The following is a 22953-nucleotide window of genomic DNA, read 5'->3' as shown; positions in this document are numbered from 1 at the left end:
GGATGAACCATGCTTGAGAGCCTAACTCGGACCGCATTCGTGGATGATTGCTTAAATATGATGAACGCTTCGGATGATATTTGTGAAGCGTTCAAAGAAGTAAGTCGTACTCACCGTACGTTCGCCCAATTCGGCAGCCTAACGCGCTCAGATGATCAGATTGCGTTCGAGCTGCTGGCTCGCTATAGAAACGATTGGGAGTCCCATCGTACAGTGAAGGAGGACGTTGGCTTCCTCTCAGCACCGCTTGTCCCCAAGACACAGGCGGAATCCTCGCTTGCATTAGCGCTTGGGTGGATCGCTCATCGTGCAGCGCGGGCGCATTTGACACCGGAATCAGCTGAGGCGGGACTGTATCAAGATGCTGAGCTGTTCCGCAAGCAGTATGTAGGAGGCTCAGGCATCAGCCGAGAGGAGCTCGCTGAGCTATTCAGTGTGCAACAGCAGCGCTTTTTCATTGAGATGCATACCTTCGTGCCGGACGCTGATGACATCGAGGGCTGGTTTGATCGGTTGGACCAGATGATTCGGGAATGGGAGGGGGACATGGCGCAGTTGGCCATCGTAGTGGTCGATCCCGATTTAGAGAAAGTGCAGCGGTACGTTAACGAATCGAATTTCTATGACGAAGATGACGCTTTGATCCGTCTGGCCGACTCTATTCGTAGTGGCGGGAAACCATCACAAAGTGAGATTGATGCGGCACTTTCGGTTGAACCACGGAGCGGGTACGCATGCGCCTTGCATCAAGCGATTCGCAGCCTGCGCAGTGCCAGTGTATTTTTCACTGGTTCCAACGATCTAAGCTCATTCGAAGAATTCTTGGCAGTATAAAGGTAAACCACAATAAGCTAAGGGGGATCTTTCATGGCTAATCTTTTGGGGAAATCCAGCATAATGGGGATAGTAGGGAGTTTGTTCGTCACCGCCGCTCTTGCGGGCTGCAGCAACACGCCTCCGGAGACGTCCAAAACGAACCAGCAAGGCACAGCGGAGAGTACCACACAGGCGAAAGATGATAAACCCTTTGTCATTACAATGATGAATTTGTCTGTCCTGTCTGAGCCGCCGAAGGAGAATGACCCCATTATTACAGCGGTTGAAAAGCTGACCAATACCGATCTGCAAATTCAATGGGTGCCGAACGGTACATACGAAGAGAAGGTAAATGCCACGATCGCTTCGGGACAATTACCTATGGTTCTGCTTGTCGGAACGCCTGTGCAATCCAATATCAAAAATGCGATGAGAGCTGGCCAGTTTTGGGAAATCGGCCCTTACCTCAAAGACTATCCTAACTTGCAAAAGGCGTTAAATCCGGAAGTGCTCAAGAGCACTGCGGTAGGCGGCAAATATTATCAGATTAATCGGGCTCGCTCATTGGTTGGAGACGGCATGATCTATCGCACGGATTGGCTGGATAAGCTTGTGATGAAAGCTCCGACAAATCTTGATGAGATGTACGAAGTTATCAAAGCATTTGCCACAAAGGATCCAGATGGCAACGGAAAGAACGATACGATCGGTCTGGCCGAAGAGAAGAGCATTCGCGGTTTCAAGTTCATTTTGGCTGCGACCGGCGGAGGGAATGTGTGGGATATTACAAACAATCAAGTCGTACCCTCACATGAAAGTCAAGCCTTTGTGGATGCAATGAACTGGTATAAGCGGCTGTACCAAGAGAAGCTGATTAATCAGGACTTCGCCATTGCTGAGCGGGTTCAGAACATTGATAACGGTAACAAAGGGCTGTTCGGGTTTCGCCTTGGTGACAATGACTTTATCTCCCGTCACTCCGAGCTTTTCAAGATAAATCCGAAAGCTGAGCTCGATACCTCCAGTATTCTTAAGGGAGTGAACGGCACCAAGCTGCTGATGGACAGCGGCCTTTCGGGCAGCTTCGTTATTCCGAAGCAGACGGTGAAAAGCGAAGGGGATTTAAAGCGCATTCTGCAATATTTTGATAAGCTGTCTACGCCAGAGGGACAAAATATTTTCGAATGGGGCGGAGAAGGCATTCATTATACCGTGAAAGACGGCAAAGCAGACCGGACGCCGGAACAATCCGCCAAGTATGCATCGGAGGTTATTCAGTTGCAGCAGGCCATGCAGGTTTCCGACGGGTCTCTCGCGATGGAAGGAACGTACGATAAATATACGGGGAAATTTAAAACGGCCAAAAAAGAGGCAAGTGCCATATCCGGCATATTTGTAACAAATCCCGCAGCCGCTTACAACTCACCGACGTTTGATTCAAAGCGCACACAGCTCGATAAAATTATTAACGATGCTCGCGTTAAGTACATTATGGGTGAGATCGACATGACTGGCTGGAAGGCTGCGCTTGACAATTGGCGTAAATCCGGCGGGGATAAAGTACTGGAAGAGTTGAACAAAGAGTACCAGGCGGACCCTAACAAAGGGAAATAAACCATTATACGGAGGATGAGATATGTCGGAGAATGTAACCCACACCGCGGTAGTGGAAGATTGCTTTAACCTGATGCTTGCATCGGATCACATTTGCAGCGCCTTCAAAGAGGCTGGGAGAGATCATATCCGATTTATCCAATTCGGCAGCGTAACCCGCTCAGGTGATAAATTTACGGTCAACCTGCTGGATAAATACCGGTCAATCTGGGATACAAACAAGGAAAAAGACCGGTTTGGATACAAGCTCGCGTTTGTACTCGGTTGGCTGTGCCATCGCGCAGCAGACCGGCAAATGAAGGTCGTATTCCGCGAGGCGGAGCCGGAATCACGCGAGTTTCCAACCGACTGCAGTATTTATCACGATGCGTTTATTTTCCGCAAGTTTTATGACGGCAACGGGAACACGCCATTCCCTTATCGAACTGCTCATTTCGAGAGGCAGCTCGAGAGTTTGTCAGCAGCAGCAGTGGTCGATGTTAATGGGGTCACGGATGCTTACCGCTCCATATGGCAGCGGTCCTTGTTGGGACTTCAAACGTTCATTCCGCAGACGGAGGATCGGGAGGGATGGCTGAGCAAACTGCATGCCAAGCATCAGGAGCAAGTTATCCACCTGGACCGGTATGCTGAGGCAGTCGTCACGCCGATTCCATCCAAAACGCAGCGGTTTATTATTGAAACGAACTTTTATAACAGTGAAGATGCAATCTTGCAATTATGCGAGGAGATTCGAAGTGGTAAGGTACCTGATCAGAATGAAATCGATAGAGCCTTCGAGGCGGAGCCGACCAGCCATTATGCACATGCCGTTCGGATGGGCTTTGGCTATCTGATGAGCGCTAGCAGCTATTTTACTGGTGCCATTGATGAAGAAACGCTCAAAGACCAACTCGATGTAGGCAAAAAAGGCAGGGACGGCTTAGCCGTATAACTTTTCCCCGAAATTATGATGCACCGGCTCGGCCCACAGGACGGTCCGGTGTAGTATAATTATGGCGTGCAACAAGAGAACGAGGCTGAGGGGGCGGATTATGTTCAGAATTAACCGGTATCTTACAAAGATGATTGTGTTCTCGATAGGTGTAAGCACGCTGCCTATCATTCTGCTCGGGCTTTTCTTTTATGTGAAAACGTCTAGTACGATTCAACAGAAAGTCAACGACGGCAACGTGTTGGTGCTAGAGCAGACGCGTCTTCGGATCGAGCAGGTGCTAGGCGCGCTGGATTTGCAGATCGAACGACTTTCTGAGAGCACCTTTGTGACAGAGGCACTGGAAACTGGCATTACTCCGTCTCATTTTACACTTGTCCAGAATTTACTGAGATCAATGTCCCAAGTACAAACATTCGATGTCGGTGTCAGGGATGTTCATCTGATTGATGTTAGCCGTGGAGGGATTTTAAACTCAGAGGGATACAATCCGCTGACTCCCGAGAAGGCATCCGTGATCGACCACTATCTGCACATCGACCGAAACAAGTTTTGGAACGTAGAGAAGGAAAGCTTGCTTCGCAGTCGAAATACAGACAATGCCTTGACATTTAGTTTGGTTAAAAAGGTTCCAGCTTTCACTGAAAAGCCGCTCGGCATGCTGATCGTCGAAATAAACGGCGGGCAGCTTCGCCATTTCCTAGCCAAAAATAATACACTTGGTGAAGTGATGATTCTAGATGAAGATTACTCCGTATTGGCGACTCAAAGTGAGAATGGGCTGGTCGATACGGCAACTTTGCAGACGATTATAGGGAATTTGCGTGGAAATGAGGAGAAATCCGGCTTGTTTGAATCTTTGGTAGGCGGTACCCAGGTCGGCGTGGCGTTCCAACGATCTTCGTTCAACGGATGGATCTATATGTCCTTAATTCCTATTGAACAGATCAGGTTCGAGTCGCGGAGAACCGGGTGGATAATATTGGCTACATGCGTGATCATGTTATTACTTGCTGTATTGATTTCATGGGCAGGCTCCCAACGGATGTACGCACCGATACAAAGGTTATATCTATCCTTGTTTTCACAGCAGGATCCGAAGCGTAAGCGGATAGATGAATTTCGAATGATCAATGAGGGATTCATGAAAATGCGCAGTGATCAGGTGCAGATGGCAGACCAGCTCAGAAGTCATACGCGCCAGCTAGAGGAATATTACGTGCTAAAGCTCGTTCGCGGTGACTTCAAGCCGTACGAAATCAATGAAAAGCTTGGCGTCATGAACGTGGCTGGCCGGCGCATGGCGGTACTCACGATTCAGATGGATACGCTCAAGGGTACTCGGTATGAGGAGCGGGACAGTGAGCTGCTGTTATTTGCGATCAACAACATGGTCAGCGATCTTATACCTCCGGCGCATCGACTGCTCCCCATCGTCTTGCAGTCATCGCAAGTAACGCTTGTATTTGAGGAACCGGGGGCAACAGAGGACTTCCGCACTTACATATATACGTTAGCCAAAAATGTGCAGGATACGCTTGAGCAATATTTAAAGCTGCGGATTAGTATCGGGATCAGCAGATCCTATGATGGGTTAAGATATGCTAACCAGGCTTACAAGGAAGCGATAGATGCATTGAAATACCGAGTGATGTACGGACAAAAGACGATTCTGCATATCGACGACGTACAGCCAGCACATCATGTGACGACGGTATATCCGAAGGAGTTGGAGAGACAAATTCGCGATTCGGTCAAAATGGCGGACCGGGACAAAGCCCATGAATTGCTAAATGAATTTTTCGAGGAAATCTCCCGCCAGTATGTAAACTATAACGACTATCAGATCGCTGTCACGAGGTTTTTCGTCAACCTGATCTGGCTGCTTCAGGAAAGTGGAGGGGCAACGGTCGATATACCGGAAGGGGAGCTCCCGCTGCTTGAACAGTTGAATGCGCTATCATCCGTGGATGAAGTACGGCATTGGTTCAGAAGCAAGGTGATCGATCCCATCATCCAAGTCTATGACGAACAGCGACGGACAAGACATAAGTCGATTTCGGAAGAGGTCACACAGTTAATTCACAGCAACTTCGACAGCGAAATCAGTTTGGAGTCATGCTCCACCTTGCTCAATTATCACCCAAGTTACATCAGCAAAGTGCTGCGTCAAGAACTAGGTATCAGCTTCAGTGACTATCTACTACAGTATCGCCTGTTGAAAGCAAAGGAAATGCTTGAAGAAACCGACATGAAAGTATCGGAAATCGCCCAGAAACTTCAATATAATAATTCACAGAATTTTATCCGTTCTTTCCGCAAGCTAGTTGGGATTACCCCAGGCGCGTACCGGGAGGAACGCCATAATAACATGCAATATCGAGCATACAAGTCTTAAAACGAAGTGGGGATAGTATCATGAAGCTGTTAGAGGTTGCTGTTATACCGGGAGACGGTATCGGTAAAGAGGTTGTTCCGGCGGCGTTGGAGGTGCTGAATGCTGCTGCGGACGTACATGGTGGAATTTCGTTCCGGTTCGATTCCTTTCCATGGAGCTGCGATTATTATGAACAGCACGGCAAGATGATGCCTGAGGATGGATTGCAAACGCTTCAAAACTTTGAAGCGGTGTTTCTCGGGGCTGTCGGCGATCCTGCGCGTGTGCCCGATCATGTATCATTATGGGGTCTTCTCATTAAGATACGCCGTGAATTCCAACAGGTAATCAACATCCGTCCTGCCAAATATTTTCGTGGGCTTTCTTCGCCACTGCTCCGACCGAACGATTTTGATCTTCTCGTCGTAAGAGAGAACAGCGAAGGCGAATACAGTGAAATTGGCGGTCGCCTTCACAAAGGCGACGATGAAATTGCGATCCAGAACGCCGTGTTTACACGCAAGGGAACCGAACGAGCGATGAGGTATGCGTTCGATCTCGCCCGTAAACGTCGGGGTCATTTGACTAGTGCTACCAAATCGAACGGCATCGTCTATTCCATGCCATTCTGGGACGAAGTATTTAAGGATGTGCACAAGGATTATCCTGATGTGCAGACCACTTCGACGCATATTGATGCGCTAGCTGCCTTTTTTGTGACGAAGCCGCAGGTATTTGATGTTGTCGTGGCCAGCAATCTGTTTGGCGACATTCTGACTGATATCGGCGCCGCCATTATGGGTGGCATTGGCATTGCCCCAGCCGCCAACATTAACCTGAACGGTAAGTATCCGTCGATGTTCGAACCGGTCCATGGTTCCGCTCCGGACATTTATGGACTAGGAATTGCGAATCCGATCGGACAGATCTGGACGGCCAAGATGATGCTGGACCATTTCGGCTATCTGGAGCTGGGGCAGCATCTGTTAGACGTGGTGGAGAGCGTAACGTATGATGGGATCAAAACGAAGGATATCGGCGGTTCGGCTACTACACGAGAGGTAACATCGGAAATTATTCGCAGATTGCAGAAGTGACGAACTTTAAAATGGCGGGTCTGTGAACTAGATTCATGATTTCAATCCAATGGAGGAGGCAACTTCGTATGGGCAAACCATATAGTGATTTATCATATTTGTATCTCGATAGTTCTGAGCGGAGGGCTACAAGCGGTGTTTCCACTGCGGAATTGGAGGAAGCGGCAAATTCGAAGGTGCTTAATGTGGATGCGTTTACAAGTCCTGTGATTATCGAATCGATGGAGTTGTTATTTAACAATGGGTTATATTTTCTGCGGACACGTTCGAAGGATGGCTCCGAAGGGATAGCGGTTGCCAGTGAACGGGCGGCTTATTTGTATCCGCTGCTTAAGCAGCTCATTATCCCTTATTTTATAGGTAAGGATGCTCGCGAACTGGAGAAATTGCTTGATGGCGTCTACGTGTACGAGAGCAACTACAAGTTGTCGGGCCTTGCTTTATGGTGCTGTATCTCCTGGGTGGAGGCGAGTTTGCTAGACATGTTGGGACGCATAGTTAACAAGCCGATCGGCGATTTGCTAGGCGGCGTTATCCGCACAGAAGTGCCGATCTATGTGGCTAGTGGCAATAGGGGCACGACGCCGGAAGAAGAGATCGAGGTGCTAGAGCGGCGAATGAGTGAAACAGGGGCAAAAGCGGTCAAGTTTAAGGTAGGCGGCCGTATGAGCAAAAATGCCGATTCCCTCGCCGGTCGCTCTGAGGGACTGATCTATATGGCACGACGCGTGCTAGGTGATGACATCGCCATCCACGCCGACGGCAATGGCTCTTACGATCCTCCGGTCGCCATCGAATACGGTAAGATGCTCGAAGAGATTGATGCCTTCTTCTATGAAGAACCATGTCCGTTCGAGCATCTGGAAGATACGAAGGAAGTCGCTGACAATCTGGCGATTCCGCTAGCCTTCGGTGAGCAGGAGACGAGCATGCGCCGCTTCCGGTGGATCATTGACAACGATGCTGCCCAGGTCATACAGCCGGATTTGCAATATAACGGCGGTTTTATCCGCAACACCCGCATCGCACGAATGGCAGCGCTTAAAGGTATTCCAGTGACCCCGCATATTTCCGGTGGTTTCGGCTATGTCTATGTGCTGCATTATGCGTCATACATCCCGAACATCGGTAAATTCCAGGAAGACAAGTCAGGCGTCAAGACGACTGGTTTCCTATTCTCTCCGCCGAAGGAATCCAAGAACGGTGTCATCTATGCACCAACAGGACCTGGACTTGGCATGGATGTGGCGTCAGTGAATGCATTACTGCGCAAAGCATTGCGGGTTTGATGAGTTTCAAATGATAAAAGAGGCGATTCCATGGTCATAAGATGACTTGGGATCGCCTCTTTTTTATGGAGCAGAATCGAGTAGCGGGAAAAATGCCATTTATTCATATCTGTAGCTGCGTTATTGGGCGATTTAGCGGTAGTATTTCCAGTTGATCTGATGAATAAAAAACGAAACTGGCTAGTACAGTATAATTAATGTTAATTTCTGGATAAGAGGGCTGTTTGCCACGTACACCGATGAGAAGAACCTCATATTTCCTAATATTTTCAATGTAGGAGGAATTGTGATGAAGGATTCAGAGATGCATGATGTTAATCTTCTAAAAATTGAAACTCAGCTTCAGCCGGAAGAAATCGTTGAGGAGGAAGGCGGTGCCGAGGCTCGGATAATGACTCGCAGAAGCCTACTTACCTTACTGGGAGTGGCGGGATTAACGGCAGTAGCCGGAGGCGCGGTGTTAGGTTTATTAAGATCGCCGACAGCAGTGGCAGCGGCAGGAAGCTCAGTGACTGAGAATGTATACAAGCAGCAGGCTTTGAATTTATTAAGTGGAAACGAGCCGGGCTGGGTGAATGTACTTGACTACGGGGCTGTCGGAGATGGAGTTACGGACGACACGGACGCCTTCCAGAGCGCTGCTGCTACCGGAAAGCCGATACTTGTCCCCAGTCCTTTGTCCTTCTATAAGTTGACAGGTTCCGTGACGTTGACAGCATCCATGATTGGAATTGGTATGCCGGAAATCCGTATGGACACGCCAGACGGGTCTGACCTGAAGCGCATGCTGCTCATTCATAATTATCAGGGTAGCGGACTTCATATAACAGGACTGTACTTAAACGGCGGTTATACGACAGGTACCGCAGATGAGCAATCTCATCTTGTCAGGATCGCCAATTCTGTTCATGTATTCGTTCATAACAATGTATTGCATGCTCCCTATGGTGACTGTGTCTATATTGGCTCTGACTATTTGGCTCCAAGTGAGAATGTACATATACATGACAACGTGCTGAGTAATCCAAGAAGATGCGCAGTTGCAGTCGTTTCTGGACGAAAAGTATGGATAACAGGCAATGTGATCAAGGATCCGTTTTCTTATGTCGCTACGATTGATTTGGAGCCGAACAGCTCTACAACAGGCTCGGATATCGTGGAAGATATCTGGATCGCCGAGAATGAGTATTACAGCGAGATATATTTCATTAACTCCTACAATCCAAATACAGCTTATACGAATAAGCGCATTACGATTACGGGGAACAAAGGCAAAGCGAGGTATTTCTTCCGCTGTAACAGCGCGCCGGCAATTACTGAGCAGGTTACCATCAAGGACAATGATTTTTACGGGAGTGTCTCTGATGCTCGCATGATCCAAAGCTCCAATGTGACCAAAGGACTTGAAATCAGCGGAAATCGCGATTATGCGACAGGTGCTGCTGGATGGAATATTGCGAATTCCACTGGCCCGATTGTCGCAGGCAATCGAATTGAATCTTCACGCGCAATAGCCGTATCATTTACCAATTGCTCTTCTGTACAATTCACAACCAACCTAATCAAGGATATTAATTCGTCAAACGGAGCGGTCCGGTTTGCAGGACCACAAGTGACCGGCCGTCATCTCATTGCGAATAATCAATTGGTTAATATTGGTGCTGTGGGATATTGGTTCGGTGGTGTAGTGACGGAGACACTTTTCGACGGGAATGTGACCGAATGTGTGGGGAAATGCCTACAAATTGATACGGCGGCAGCAGGCTCGGATCTTCGTATTACAACCGGAAACGTGTTTGCAGGTACAGGTACTCCCGTATTCGGAGGTGCGAATCTGAAAGCTTGGGCTTCACCGGAAATTCAGACGAAGGATGCTTTCATAGGATGGGCTGCAGCCCTACCTGTCTCGGGTACATGGAAACGTGGTTCCATCTTGTGGAACGTTCAGCCATCTACGCTGACTCCGGTAGGGTGGGTGTGCGTATCAGACGGCAATCCTGGCGTATGGGAGTCAATTGGCTCATCCGGGGCGCTGAATGCTTCCTCGTTAAGGTTGAAATCTCCGGATGGAAGCTTATATGTAGTGGCTGTTACCGACTTAGGTCAATTAACTGTGACACCTGCTTAAGTGTGAGGAACAAAAGCTTGCACAAGAGGAGCCTGCTTAGCGGCAGCGCTCCTTTTTCGGTGAAAACCCTTTTGCCTTTTTGCGCTTTGTACAATATCATATGTAGTAAGTAAAATTAAGGTGGGAGGATACTACTATGGTAAGAAGTTTATCAATTCCCCAAGAGTTTGTCTTACTTGCGCTAGATCGTGAAACCAATAGACTAAAGTCTATGTTTCGAATGCATGTTGCTTTGTATACGATAATGGCATGTATAGCGGAGCTTTCTATAAGTGGCAACGTTACTTTTGAAGACGATGATACAATTAGAATTGCTAACTCAGCATCCACAGGTGAAAAATATCTTGACAGATTACTCGAAATTATATCTTCGGAGAAACCAAAGAAGTTAGAGAAGTGGGTTTCTTACTTTTACTATAGACAAAAAGAAATTTATACAATGGTTGTAGAAAGTCTTGTAGATAAAGGAATTCTGGAAATTGAAAATACAGAAGTTTTATTCGTTGTACCTGTAAAAAAATATTCAGATGTAGCAAATACACGGAACCACATCGTGGAGAAAATGCGAGCTACGTTATTGGAACAGGAGCATGTAGAAGAACATACAGTAGCTTTAGTGCTATTTTTAAACATAAAAAATATGTTAACCGACTATTTTTCTGATTACGAACACAAAACGTTAAAGCAAAAGCTTGAGATATTGCGTAAAGACGACATGTATAAAAAAATTAGAACGGTTGATCATGCTATCCAAAAGATCGAAGGAGCATATTAGCTTCAAGTGTTGAAAGGAAGGACGATAAAACAAATTAATGAAAAGTTATACTTCGGTGCATTCCCATAAAAATCGGATTTCCCTTAACGAAAAAGGGAACCGATTTTTTTTGCATGGGCACAGATACTTCAACAAAAGATGGAATTAATAACCTATAAAAATGAAATAGCCACCTAATTTATACGAAGTGAATTCATATTAAAGTTAAATCAAGATTTTTGAGAAGCAAGATAGGGAGACATTTTTGTATGAACTAAATCTAAAGCGTTTCCAAATTTGGAGGGATACAATTCATGAAAAAGTTTCTAGCTGTAGTTGCTGCACTAACGCTTTTGGCAGGCTGTGAACAGGGAGGAAGCCCCACCTCGGTCGCAGGGGAAGGAGAAGGAGTAAGCAAAACAGCCGCTGCCGCTCCAAGTAATGAGTTGTTTATTTATACGGTTAATCCACCTTATTTCGCTAAAGAAGAAAATTTCGATAAACAAATCGGCGATTTCCTCAAAAAGAAGTTCCCGGATGTGAAGATCAAGCACGTTCATTGGGATAACCCTGGAAGGCAGTACAAGGATCTTATTGCAGCGGGTACAGTACCCGACCTCATCATTGATAACACGCGTATGAACGTACAGCGTTGGATCTTTGACAATGACCTGGAGTATGACATCAGGGATCTTATCAAGAAGTACAATTTTGACACAACCAAATTAAATCCGTCACTGATGGCTCAGATGGCTAATCTGAGAACGGATGGCAGCATTTACGGGTTGCCGTATAATAATAACGATTTTGTACTCTTTTATAACAAGGACATCTTCGACAAATTCGGTGTCGACTATCCAAAGAACGGGATGACCTATGATGAGATCTATGAAATCGCTAAGAAGTTAACCCGAGTAGATGGTGAAATCACCTATAAAGGTTTTTCTCAGAATCCAGGCCATTATATGAATTATAATCAGCTTTCGTTATCTCCTCTAAGCTTATCGGAGGACAAGGCGAGCATGAGCTCTCCCGAGTGGAAGAACGTTGTAGATAACTTACGCCGCTTCTATGAAATTCCCGCTAACCAGTTTGACACGGTAGAGACTTTTGCGACGAAAGCCAACATTGCGATGGCTGTCGCGACAGTTGATCATTTAGTCAGTTATTATGAGCAAAATAAAAATTTGAACTTTGATATTGTATCCGTTCCAGCTTTTAAGGAGGCTATGGATACGAGGTATCAGCCAAATGTGTATTCCATGTATATTACGAAGCAATCTCAGAAGAAGGATCTTGCTTTCCAGGCAATGGCAGCGCTGCTTTCTGAGGAACATCAAGTCGATCTGGCGAAAGAAGGCGTCATCGTACCCATGGAATCCAAAAGCGTGCAGGAAGCGTTCGGTCAAAACTTGGTGCAGATGAGGGGCAAGAACACAAGCGCTATCTTTTATGGTAAAACGGCCATGCCGCCAGCTGCACGTGCCAATGGTTTAATCTGGTATGATGTTCCGATGCAGAATGTATTTGGGCCCCTGATTTTCAAAGAATCTAAAGACACGGTTACAGCGCTGCGTATGATCGAAGAGCAATCGACAAAAGCAATTGCGACTAATAAAGCTGCGAAAGCCAACACAGATACAGCTGCTGAAACGAAAAAATAATGAAATGGAGGTGGCCTGCGAGCGTTGAGCTTGCGGCGTCCGCCTCTTTTTGGTGGATTTTTGTAAGCGGCTACAATTTTTATGGTATGATATGGAAAAAGTCATGCGGGAGGATGAAAGCGATGGATGCGAGCAGGGGAACACTGCCGGAGGTTTTCGTATGCAGCAATGGCCTGCAGGTTTCGACGCCTGAGGACTGGAGAAGATTCAGACGTCCAGAAATTGTGGAATTATATCGGGAATATGTTTATGGAAGAGAGCCGGTAGGCCGTCCTGATTCTTTACGATTCCAAGTCGTGATGGAAGAGGTGGTTATGCAGGGAACTGCTGTACATAAACAGATCGACATCGAATATACAGGGGTAGGTGGCGACGGTCGTTTTCGCGTACATATCTATATCCCACTAACGAAATCAAAGGTCCCAGCTTTTATCTACGCGGCAATCAAAGGTCAATCTGTGTCAGAGGTAAAATTAGAAGAATGTTCATCTTATTGGCCGGTGGAGGATATCCTTTCCCGTGGTTATGCGGCTGTTTCTTACTCTGTGGAAGATTTGGATCCTGATTTCTTTGATGAAGGCTACCGGAATGGCGTTCATGGCATATTCGATTCGCGAGATCGTTTGCGATCACCGGACGCCTGGGGAGCTATGTCTGCATGGGCCTGGGGAGCGAGCCGTGTAATGGACTATTTAGAGTCAGACTCCCTCATTGATTCAGAGCGTGTCGCAATTGTGGGTTATTCTAGAAGCGGGAAAGCCTGCTTATGGGCCGGTGCTCTTGATGAGCGATTTGCCTTAGTTGTCAGCAACAACTCCGGCTGTTCAGGGGCCGCTATTTCGCGAGGCAAGGCAGGGGAAAGGCTATTGAACATTAATCGTGGAAATCCCCATTGGTTTAACGATAACTACAAGAAGTTTAATGAACGTGAGGATGAATTACCGATTGATCAACATCTATTGCTGTCGCTGATTGCCCCCCGACTACTCTATGTAGCCAGCGCATCAGAGGACAATTGGGCAGACCCTGAATCTGAATTTCTGGGGTTACTGCTGGCGCAACCGATTTATTCGCTGCATGGCTTTAGCGGCCTGGATGCAGACCAGATGCCGCCTGTTAATTCTCCCGTATATGGAGAGAGAGTGGGTTACCACCTCAGAGAAGGAAAACACGACCTTACTCGCTATGACTGGAAATGCTTTATGGATTTCGCGGATAGAAAGCTTAAGCATGCCTATAGCTAGGTAGTGGAAAACCCGGTTTACAAAGAGGTGTACTTGGTCGCTGAAGAAGCTTACACCCACCGGCATAAAGGTATAAAATAAAGTCGTGAGTATGATTATTTACACCTTTTACTGAGGATTCGCCTCGATCTTACCACCCTGCCATTCGAATTGATATTCGAATTGCGCTGTTGAACCGTATGCTTTTGAAGAGTAAGGAATGACGATTGGATTCGTTTCCGTCGGCTGGAGTGGTTGTTCATCGGAGAGTAATCCATTAGCGCTTACACCGATTGCTGTCAGGGAAAACAGGCCAATGCATATCCAAACTATTTTCATTGTTTTCATAGATCCCAGCCTCCGCTTCCGTATGCTTGAAGTTTGTCTTCATTGTACGAAAGATTTGTCATGGGCGAATTAGCAGGATGTAAAAATTACGTTGAAACCAGCATTGATTATAAAAAAAATGGCGGCGAGGGTTTATCACCCAACGCCACCCCTTGTTTATTTACTTGTATGCGGATAACGGTGCTAGCCAAATGAGACCTGTTCCCCGGTACACGTTGACGAGCCCCTCGCCGGAGGCTGCGGACCCGAGCAATGATTTCCCCGAACGTTCCACAGTAAAATCCAACGAGTGCGACCACATCATAGCAAAATTTCCGTCAACTCGAAGCACATCATTCTTCAGTTCCACGATAACTGCCTCTTCCGAAGGAATCGGTGCCTCCACTACTAGCACGCCTTTGCCTCTGGCGCTTAGATTGAACAGACCTTCGCCTCCGAGAGCAGCAGACGACAAGTTCTTGCGGGATACCACTTGCGTTTGGAGTGACGTCTCGCAGGCCAGGAAAAGACCGTCATCCAACACGATATGGTCATTGTCGACATCGATCAACCACAAATATTTGTAGGTTGGTTCCATCATGATGGTCCCTTGCCCTTTATATAAGGGTTTGATTGCACTTTCCCCGGACACAGCGCCTGAAACGAGATTACGAAGCAGGCCGCCCGCGCCTTTAACCCCTGACGTCATCTCAATATTGCCGACATAGTACTGCATCGCGCCTGCGCTCATCATGATCTCACCGTTCAGTTCCACCATGACCTGCCTTTTTTTCATATTGCTCTTGGTCATATAAAAGTTGGCTTGAGCGTCTGCAATGGTAGTGCTGCTCAAATCCTGTTTATATTCAAGCACACTGAAAGGCCCTAATTTCTCTTTGATCACGACGTTGCTGTTATCCGTTAAATTACTTATTGTAAATGCCATTAGAATGCCTCCGTATTATGTAGTGGTGATTATCGCAGCGTCTATCAATTTGGCGAAATCTATCACATTCATACGGATTTCAAGTAGAAAGGTTACACAATACATGCAGAATAACTCATTATTTTTGTTTTTGTGAAATTTTGGACTTAATTTCACGGCGGTCTGTTTCAGCAAGGGCTGAGAACTTGGGCAGTTCGGGAACATCAAACTGAAGGTGAGAGTGAGCGAATTCCAGGACGAGAGTGCCGATAGTCTGGTTATGACCGTTATTCAGCACAATCCAAAAGACCCGGATTTCCCGCCCAGGGCCGCCCCATTCGGCTTTTTCTATCGAATTGCGAAAATTTAGGCATCCGGCAATCACAAAATCCCCTTCGCCAGCAGGCTCAGCCGCCTGAAATCCACAGCGCTCAATCTCCTGCCAGGCCTGAGGAATAAGCCGATCCAAATACAATCCATAAGTGGAGTCCTCTAATTCAGGAAAGAGGGAGGTAAGCTCCTGATAATTCGTCTGAAGCACGTTCTTCCAGTTTAACTCCACATATTCGGACAAAGCTGCGGCCACTTGGCCAATCGACATTTCTGGCTTCACTGTAAGTAATGACATAAACGTATACCTCCAACTTTTTTAAGTTTCAGATTGATTGTATAACATTAAAGCAAATGCGAAGGTTTTGCTTAATTGATGTTGAATTATATGCAAAGAAAATAAAAAACCTTAGAACCTGTGTAACCAATCATCCTTGTCGAGGGGGATTTCATGAGCCGATCTTTACGTCCCGCGGAAATCGCTAATCAGTTAGGCATCAGTACAAGTTCGCTTAGAAATTACGAAGCTAAGGGAATTGTTCCACCTGCCAGTCGGGCTTCCAATGGTTACAGGGTATATACGGATGAGCATGCTGCCTACTTTGCATGTATTGTCGCGATGTCCCCTGGGTTCGGCATGGAAATTACCTCGGCGGTACTTGCTCATCTTCAGCGGCGAGAACTAGAGCCAGCCCTATGGCTAATTAATGACGCCCAGGCAGCAACGCATGAAGACAAGTGTGTCCTAGAGGAAGCAGAGGGATTGATGAAGGGGCTACCCATAATAAAAAGTGACGAAGGGTCAAGATGGATGACCATTGGGGAAATGTCCGCTGCTGCCGGCATCCCGTCTTCAACACTCCGTTATTGGGAACATGACGGATTAATTGCCGCGGCGCGGCATGAAGACAACAATTATCGAGTGTATGACAAGTTCCAAGAGGTGAAGGTGCATGTACTGAAATCGACGCAAAAGGTCATGTATTCGAGCGATACGGTACGCTTGAAACAAGCGGTCCGGAGCCTGCCTGCTTGGGATTTACCTGCCATGCAAGCGCTAATCGAGTCTGCCCGTGCAGTGCTTGCTCTGCGTAATAGAGAGCAGCTAAGAGGTTTGCAGAGTCTGTACAGACTCGCTTCCCAACTGGAACTGGTATGAATGAGACGGTTCGTTGTGATGGTTAATTTGAGAAGGAGTTGTTGGCATGTCGAAAATATTATTTGACCCAATGAAACATCCCGATTGGATACCGCCTCATACGGCAGAGTGGCACGCAAACTTGGCGTTGGAAACCGGAGGATACAAGTATCCGTGGAAGTCAGTTTTCGATGAACCACGAGCCGAATTAGTCTTTGCGGACAAAATTACGGCTTACCTCAATGAGAACACGCGGGTATTGGACGTTGGCTGTGGTCACGGTGAATTCACGAAGTCGTTCACGCACAAAGCAAAAGAAATCTTGGGGATCGATCTCATGGAGGGATACATTGCATCAGCAAAAGAAAACGCAAGCGAATCCATATCATTTCTAGTCGTGGATGCTGATAAACCATTGCCTTTTCCTGACGACTCCTTTGATGTCGTTTACACGAAAAAGGGGCCATGGCTTTTTCACAAGGGAATAGAAGAAGGCCATCGGGTCATTAAACCAAGGGGAATGGCACTGGGATTGTATCACTGCGGAACGGACGGAGGGCTTCGAAGTCACTTCCCCGGGTTGTATTCACCCTTTCCGGACAATTACTTGGAGGATATTAAAGTGAAGTTTGAAGGTCAACTATCCGAAAGCAATTTAGAGAAAGTTGAATTACAGATATTTGAAGAAGTCGAATTTCTCTCGAGACCCGAGGATGTATTGATTAAGAAATGTTTTGGGCAGAAGGAAACTTTAAAGAAAATTGTCTGGCAGGAATGCCTGCAAGATGTGGAAGAAATATTCATGCGGTATGCCACTCCAAGAGGCCTAAAGGTCGTCAACTATCATGCTTTGATGATTGGACAGGCGAGATAGCGAAGTAAAGGTGACTAAAAAAAGCAGCTACCGATTTGCAACAATATTAAGCTAGTTTCGTCTTATTGAATATGGGTATTTATTCCATTTTGGTGAGGTGATAATGATGTGGAAAAGAACAATGGTCATACTGATTTATATGTTCGTGTTCGGTACGTGGTTTGTGGCAGAGCCTCTAACTGTCCATGCATGCTCTTGCGCTGGACCCCCGAGTATAGAAGATCAGTTGAATCGAAAAACGGCAATATTTGAGGGGAAAGTATTGAGTTTGAAAAAACCTGCTATTGGGAAGATCTGGTCCTCCGCAGCTCCAGTAGAGGCGCGCTTCGAAGTGAATACGGTATGGAAAGGGGAGCTGAGTTCTCAAACAATGGTTTACACAGCATTGAGTTCGGCAAGTTGTGGATATGAGGGATTTGAAGTAAATAAAGACTATATCGTTTTTGCTTATGGCGATCCTGATCGACTTGAAACAGGAATTTGTGAAGGAACTAAGACGACTGCTTCGGCGCAAAGTGAACTTATAGCGTTGGGAGAAGGATATGAACCCTCTAAGATAACAACGCCACATGTTAACCGATCTGTCGTAATCGTTTTAATTGTTGCAATTTTTCTACCATTGTCCATCCTTCTGTTTATATCATTTAGAAGGCGACATCGGTGATAACAACAGTGATGGCTATAGCTACGTAATGCCAAACCCTCCCAATTCTAGCTAGGCTAGAGATAGGGAGGGTTTAAATTGTGACTAACAGTGGTTGAAACCAAAAAGTATCAAAACTCCTGCGAGGTAGGGCGCAGAACGATCTCGTTAATATCGACCTCCGCCGGCTGTTCGATGGCAAAGGTGATCGCCCGCGCCACTGAACTGGCAGGAATGGCGGATTTGTAGAAATCCAACACAGTGGACTGCGCCGTGCCCGTGGTGTTGTATTTCAGGTCGCTTTCCACAGCTCCTGGCTCGATCGACGTTACCCGCACCTTGTTGCCGACTTCATGGCGCAGGCCTTCGGAAATTGCGCGCACTGCGAATTTAGTGCCCGAGTAGACGGTGCCGCCTGGCGAGAAGACTTTGATCCCGGCAACTGAACTGATGTTGATGATGTGACCACTACTCTGAGCAAGGAACCCCGGCAGGACTGAGGCTATGCCGTACAGTACCCCTCTGAGGTTAATGTCGATCATCGCATCCCACTCGTCGGTGTTCACTTCGGCCATGGGACGTATCGGCATAAGACCGGCGTTGTTGACGAGCACGTCCAGTTTGCCGAAGTCGGCAATGACCTTATCGACAACAGCTTTGAACTGCACTTTGTCGACGACATCGAGCGGATAGGCGCCAGCCTTGCCGCCAGCTTTCGTGATCTGCGCAACGACCTCGTCGAGCTTGTCCTTCCGGCGCGCGGCCACAGCCACGATAGCTCCCTTAGATGCAAGGAGTCGCGCGGTCTCCGCTCCGAGACCGGTGCCTCCACCCGTGATCAGCACGACCTTGTTTCCAATACCTTCGCTCATAATCCATCTCCTCTGTGAATATAGTGGGCCAATTGGTGTCCGAAGATAGGTTACTCAGAGAGCACTCGGATTATTAGTCCAGTATCATTAACAATTTCTACTAAACCCAGTTTGTCTATTTCCTTTAAGGGATATTAGCTTCTTATTATTCGAATTGTATCGTCTTCGTTTTTCTCTGTGAGATTTTGCCGCGAATCATGGAAAGGATAAAGAGTAGGGGAATATAGACATAAATACAATAGAATCCAAGCTCAACTGCATTGTTACCTAACCACTCAATCCTAACACGATCATTAAACGGTAGATTTGCCAGAAAGAGTGCTACAAGGATCAGGAGAAGTGACAATGTGGGTTTCAGCTTCGTAACTCTCTTTAGTATTCGAGTGCAACTCCAAATCGAGAGACAAAGCATGGGGATAATAATCATTAACCAGATGCATATGAAAATAAATTCAATTCTTGCAATAAATGAAAACTCAATTACTTTAATCATGACCAAGGTTGGCCAGTAGGTATGCCTTAATAGCCCTTTGCTAAAATACATGATGGTTACAAAAATGAGTACGGAGTACTTGAGTGTGATTAAAAATAAACTAAGATGAGCCCATTTTACATTTTTCTCTGGCGATTTAATAAAAGGAAAATAAATCAGCAAACCTTCGAATCCTAGAAACATGATACCGGAGTTTTTAGAAGACATGAGCAAATCTTTGAGTGAGTGATTAAACATGGGCAAGACATTAATGAAATGTCCATATTTAATATTGAAGTACAGTAACAAGGGCAGCAGCCAGGAGAAAATGACCCCAAAAAAGCAAAAGCCAGTTATTACTCGAAATCCTCCAGAAACGACGTAATAAATGACAATGAGCAGTAAGATAGCAAGGACCCACGTTCTAAGATTGGGAAACATCCAAATTTGTATGATTTCTATGTAGCCGCGAAAGACTGCTAAAGCTAAAATAAAATAGTAACCAACGAAAATTAGTGAAATCACGTTCCCTAGGAATTTCCCCAATAAGATGCGATGTAAGTCGATAATATCTTTGGCTGGATTGCCGAGCATCTTAAATATCATCCAAATGATAACATGGAGACTTAGACCCATTAATAGAACGGAGATCCAAGCATCATTGCCTGCAAATTCAAAAACGAAATGTTGAAAACTTAGGGCGCCAACCCCGACTATAGAAGCATGGATGAGGAAAAATACAAAGAAGCCGGAAACTAAGTAGTTATCCTTTACCACGTTCTGCATTATTGCCCAACTCCCAATGATAATATTTCAACTTCGGTACTCACATTAAATTTCATGTTTGGGTATATTTGAGCTGTAAATTCTTGCTCATTCCATTTCTTATGACGAGTACTATACAGATTGCCTATCCCGATTGGATCGACAAGATTCTCTTGGAAATTCTCCAGCATGGCTTTGATTTTAGCAGTTAAGCTATTTTCAATTTGTTGCTTTAAATGAAGCATATCGTTGTTATTTTCAAAAACATTTAAGGCTGCCGGATACGCTCCAAGGTCAATATCTAGTTTAAGCGAGATTGTGACTATTTCATTTTCTACGGTCATTTTTCGTTCTGAATAAATAATTTTGAAAGAAATTTGCTCGTCTTGATCATTTTTGAAGTTATATGTGCTTGAACGGATGTCGTTTTTGTCATCTTTAAGAAGTTTAATAAATAAACCCTTTTCGTTAGTGAGTAAAAGCCTTAATTTATCATCGCGAAAAACACCTACACCATCCATTTGTAGAACATCTTTAGGTCCTTTCACTAAAAGCGGCAAAAAAACATCTTGTCCTTCTCCAAAATATTGGTCAAGAAATATATGGCCATTCGTGGAAGGGATATTCCCATTCTCCATATTGTGTTTGATCAGATTTGATAAATAGTTAGGAGGATATTTCAAAGTTTCTGTTAAGATATCACTGGACTGATCGGTTGTTAAAACAAGTGTAGAACGATTGCTAATAAGGGGATCTCGAACAATAGTGCTGGCAAGCTCTGAAATTCCTTTTCTTGCTAATTCTTCACTAATGACTAAAGTCCGCAATTGACCGACGGCTATTGGGTGATCCGATTGTGAGGTGAATGGTGTAAGGACATCATTCAGCGATTTAACTTCTCCTTCAAGTAAAAACAAGTTTGCTTTCTTCTCATATGCACGATAGGTGCCGCTAACTTTCAATGTATCTCCTTGCATGTCGCAACCGATACTTTGAATGAGTTTGATCCGATCTATGATCTGCTCTTTTGCGCATCCTGATAAAATGATGCAAAAGAAAAGGAGAGTGACATGTCTTTTCATTGCGGCTATTTCCCTTACTTACGAATTTATTCGTTATTGTAGTCATCATTCGTATCTTTTGGTTCACTTGCCTTATATCGTTTGGTCTTGAGAGGGCGCAAAAAATTCGGTCGATTTTCAGTAAGATTTAGAGATGATCGAAGAAAGCTATCTGTGTAATCACGGAAACGAAATGGGTACAAAGGGACTAAATAAGGAGTACCCAAAGATTTTAATCGCAGCAAATGGCCTAAAAGTATGACAATACCAATCATAATGCCTAACCCGCCCCAAGCTGCCGCTAAGACAATCAAAGGAAATCTTAAAAAACGGATGGTATTAGCCATTTTGAATATCGGGGTAGCAAATGATGGGAGGGCAGATAATGAGACAATGATGATCAAGATATTGCTGGTGAGAGCGGCTTGAACGGCAGCTGTACCAAGTACGATACCGCCAACAATCCCCAAAGTTTGTCCGACTTTAGTAGGCAATCTGGCCCCAGCTTCGCGTAACATCTCTACTGTAAATTCCATCAGCAGTACTTCAATAAATGGTGCGAAGGGAACGTTCGTTCTGGATTCGATGATTGGACCAAGAAGTGATTGCGGTATGACGGAATAATGAAACGTTAATATGGCTACATAGGCTGGAGAGGCAAGAATGGATAATAATACTCCCAAATATCTTATACACCGAAAGAAAGTACCCAGAATCCATGGCAGGTAATAATCTTCTGGTGAGGCGAAAAAATCAAATACGGTGGTAGGCCCGGAAATAAAATAAGGGGACCCGCTACTCAATATGACCACTTGTCCGTTCATCAAATTAAATTTTGCCCTGTCTACACGTTCCGAAGACATAAATAAGGGAAATGGTGAATTTGCTCTATCCGCTATGATCTGGTCAAGAATAGAACTGTCGAATAACATATCAACGTCAGCATCTACTATTCTTTGTCTTACTGTATTCACATGCTGGGGGTTGCACACACCATCCAAATAAATAATCGTTACTCTTGTTTGTGAAAGTGAACCTACAATGCATTCCTCGAATCGTAAATTCTCAGAAATAAGTTCTTTGCGGATTAAATTTAGGTTGGTATCGAGATCTTCAACAAAGCCGACTTTTGGACCAATAACGCTGTATTCGTTATCCGCTTCATTATTACTCCGATATCCACGTTTTAGATCTGCAATAGGGATTAAAAGCCCTTCATTCAAATCTGGCTCAAGTTGAACATAGATAAAGCCTTTAACTAAACTTTGTGAAACCTCGTTTGCATTTGAAGATAACGAAACATTTTCCAGTGGAATCAAAGTTTTTAATGTAAGAAGATGAGTAATTTCTGTTTCTGAAATTTGGAGCCGATGCAGTAATTCGTGGTGAATAAGCTTCTGGTCTACAATCGCTTTGCAATATGTAAAGTGAATCCGTTTACCGTGAATAGTATGCACAGATTGCACCAAATCATTCGATTTGATGGTATCTTTCAAAGCCGTGTATATATCTACTGGAATTAGAAACACACCTCTCAGTATTATCTTCATTTTATTATGAGCTTGAGTTGGGGTTGCTATTCCCATGAAACAGCAAAAGCCAGTTGGCCTTTCGTCGACTGGTTTTTTGTTGTGAGTATATAGGTAGATA

General features: G+C 45.5%; 20 protein-coding genes. 13 read left to right on the top strand and 7 right to left on the bottom strand.

The features are described from left to right. Positions 1-9 precede the first annotated feature (9 nt). From GQF01_RS03715 to GQF01_RS03670, 10 genes are all read left to right on the top strand, one after another. Positions 10-834 (top strand): hypothetical protein, encoded by an 825-nt coding sequence (locus GQF01_RS03715; protein WP_161405528.1) that lies wholly within the window; start codon positions 10-12, stop codon positions 832-834. A 33-nt stretch (positions 835-867) separates the two neighbouring features. Beyond that, positions 868-2430: an extracellular solute-binding protein gene (locus GQF01_RS03710; protein ID WP_161405527.1), complete on the top strand. Its 1563-nt coding sequence runs from the start codon at positions 868-870 to the stop codon at positions 2428-2430. Positions 2431-2452: 22 nt separating this feature from the next. Next, entirely contained in the window at positions 2453-3364 is a 912-nt protein-coding gene (locus tag GQF01_RS03705; protein ID WP_161405526.1) for a hypothetical protein, read from the top strand. Positions 3365-3464: 100 nt separating this feature from the next. Further along, positions 3465-5762 (top strand): helix-turn-helix domain-containing protein, encoded by a 2298-nt coding sequence (locus GQF01_RS03700; RefSeq protein WP_161405525.1) that lies wholly within the window; start codon positions 3465-3467, stop codon positions 5760-5762. Positions 5763-5782: 20 nt separating this feature from the next. Then, positions 5783-6838 (top strand): tartrate dehydrogenase, encoded by a 1056-nt coding sequence (locus GQF01_RS03695; RefSeq protein ID WP_161405524.1) that lies wholly within the window; start codon positions 5783-5785, stop codon positions 6836-6838. A 68-nt stretch (positions 6839-6906) separates the two neighbouring features. Further along, entirely contained in the window at positions 6907-8127 is a 1221-nt protein-coding gene (locus GQF01_RS03690) for a mandelate racemase/muconate lactonizing enzyme family protein (protein WP_161405523.1), read from the top strand. A gap of 289 nt (positions 8128-8416) precedes the next feature. After that, entirely contained in the window at positions 8417-10255 is a 1839-nt protein-coding gene (locus tag GQF01_RS03685; RefSeq protein WP_161405522.1) for a right-handed parallel beta-helix repeat-containing protein, read from the top strand. 136 nt (positions 10256-10391) lie between these two features. Further along, complete coding sequence (locus GQF01_RS03680; RefSeq protein ID WP_161405521.1) at positions 10392-11030, top strand: GOLPH3/VPS74 family protein; 639 nt, start codon at positions 10392-10394, stop codon at positions 11028-11030. A gap of 293 nt (positions 11031-11323) precedes the next feature. Beyond that, complete coding sequence (locus GQF01_RS03675) at positions 11324-12673, top strand: ABC transporter substrate-binding protein (protein ID WP_161405520.1); 1350 nt, start codon at positions 11324-11326, stop codon at positions 12671-12673. A gap of 122 nt (positions 12674-12795) precedes the next feature. Next, positions 12796-13917, top strand: a complete 1122-nt coding sequence (locus GQF01_RS03670; RefSeq protein WP_161405519.1) for a glucuronyl esterase domain-containing protein — start codon at positions 12796-12798, stop codon at positions 13915-13917. Positions 13918-14025: 108 nt separating this feature from the next. Here the strand turns inward: GQF01_RS03670 and GQF01_RS03665 are convergent, their stop codons facing one another. The 3 genes from GQF01_RS03665 to GQF01_RS03655 form a co-directional block, all read right to left on the bottom strand. Continuing rightward, positions 14026-14244, bottom strand: a complete 219-nt coding sequence (locus tag GQF01_RS03665) for a hypothetical protein (protein ID WP_161405518.1) — start codon at positions 14242-14244, stop codon at positions 14026-14028. 160 nt (positions 14245-14404) lie between these two features. Further along, entirely contained in the window at positions 14405-15169 is a 765-nt protein-coding gene (locus tag GQF01_RS03660; protein WP_161405517.1) for an AIM24 family protein, read from the bottom strand. A 118-nt stretch (positions 15170-15287) separates the two neighbouring features. Beyond that, positions 15288-15776, bottom strand: a complete 489-nt coding sequence (locus GQF01_RS03655) for a DUF6022 family protein (RefSeq protein WP_161405516.1) — start codon at positions 15774-15776, stop codon at positions 15288-15290. Between the two features lie 153 nt (positions 15777-15929). Here GQF01_RS03655 and GQF01_RS03650 point away from each other — a divergent pair, with 153 nt between their 5' ends. From GQF01_RS03650 to GQF01_RS03640, 3 genes are all read left to right on the top strand, one after another. Beyond that, entirely contained in the window at positions 15930-16637 is a 708-nt protein-coding gene (locus GQF01_RS03650; RefSeq protein WP_161405515.1) for a MerR family DNA-binding transcriptional regulator, read from the top strand. A 46-nt stretch (positions 16638-16683) separates the two neighbouring features. After that, positions 16684-17490: a class I SAM-dependent methyltransferase gene (locus tag GQF01_RS03645; protein WP_161405514.1), complete on the top strand. Its 807-nt coding sequence runs from the start codon at positions 16684-16686 to the stop codon at positions 17488-17490. Between the two features lie 106 nt (positions 17491-17596). Next, a complete protein-coding gene (locus GQF01_RS03640; protein ID WP_161405513.1) occupies positions 17597-18154 on the top strand; it encodes a hypothetical protein in 558 nt (185 codons plus the stop codon). A gap of 110 nt (positions 18155-18264) precedes the next feature. Here GQF01_RS03640 and GQF01_RS03635 read toward each other — a convergent pair whose 3' ends face one another. The 4 genes from GQF01_RS03635 to GQF01_RS03620 form a co-directional block, all read right to left on the bottom strand. After that, on the bottom strand, positions 18265-19005 hold the full coding sequence (locus GQF01_RS03635) for an SDR family oxidoreductase (RefSeq protein WP_161405512.1): 741 nt from the start codon (positions 19003-19005) through the stop codon (positions 18265-18267). 145 nt (positions 19006-19150) lie between these two features. Next, the gene (locus GQF01_RS03630; RefSeq protein WP_161405511.1) at positions 19151-20263 is read right to left on the bottom strand and encodes a GerAB/ArcD/ProY family transporter; all 1113 of its coding nucleotides are present in this window, start codon (positions 20261-20263) and stop codon (positions 19151-19153) included. Further along, entirely contained in the window at positions 20263-21324 is a 1062-nt protein-coding gene (locus GQF01_RS03625) for a Ger(x)C family spore germination protein (RefSeq protein WP_161405510.1), read from the bottom strand. The genes GQF01_RS03630 and GQF01_RS03625 overlap by 1 nt, the downstream gene beginning before the upstream one ends. 26 nt (positions 21325-21350) lie before the next feature. Continuing rightward, positions 21351-22889 carry a spore germination protein gene (locus tag GQF01_RS03620; protein ID WP_235958894.1) on the bottom strand — a complete coding sequence of 513 codons (1539 nt, stop codon included), beginning with the start codon at positions 22887-22889 and terminating at the stop codon, positions 21351-21353. Positions 22890-22953: the final 64 nt, after the last annotated feature.

Origin of the sequence: Paenibacillus silvestris, from assembly GCF_009882985.1 — a bacterium.
Lineage (GTDB): Bacteria > Bacillota > Bacilli > Paenibacillales > NBRC-103111 > Paenibacillus_E > Paenibacillus_E silvestris.
Note: the sequence above shows the minus strand (reverse complement) of the source record. Positions and strands in the feature narration are given on the sequence as shown.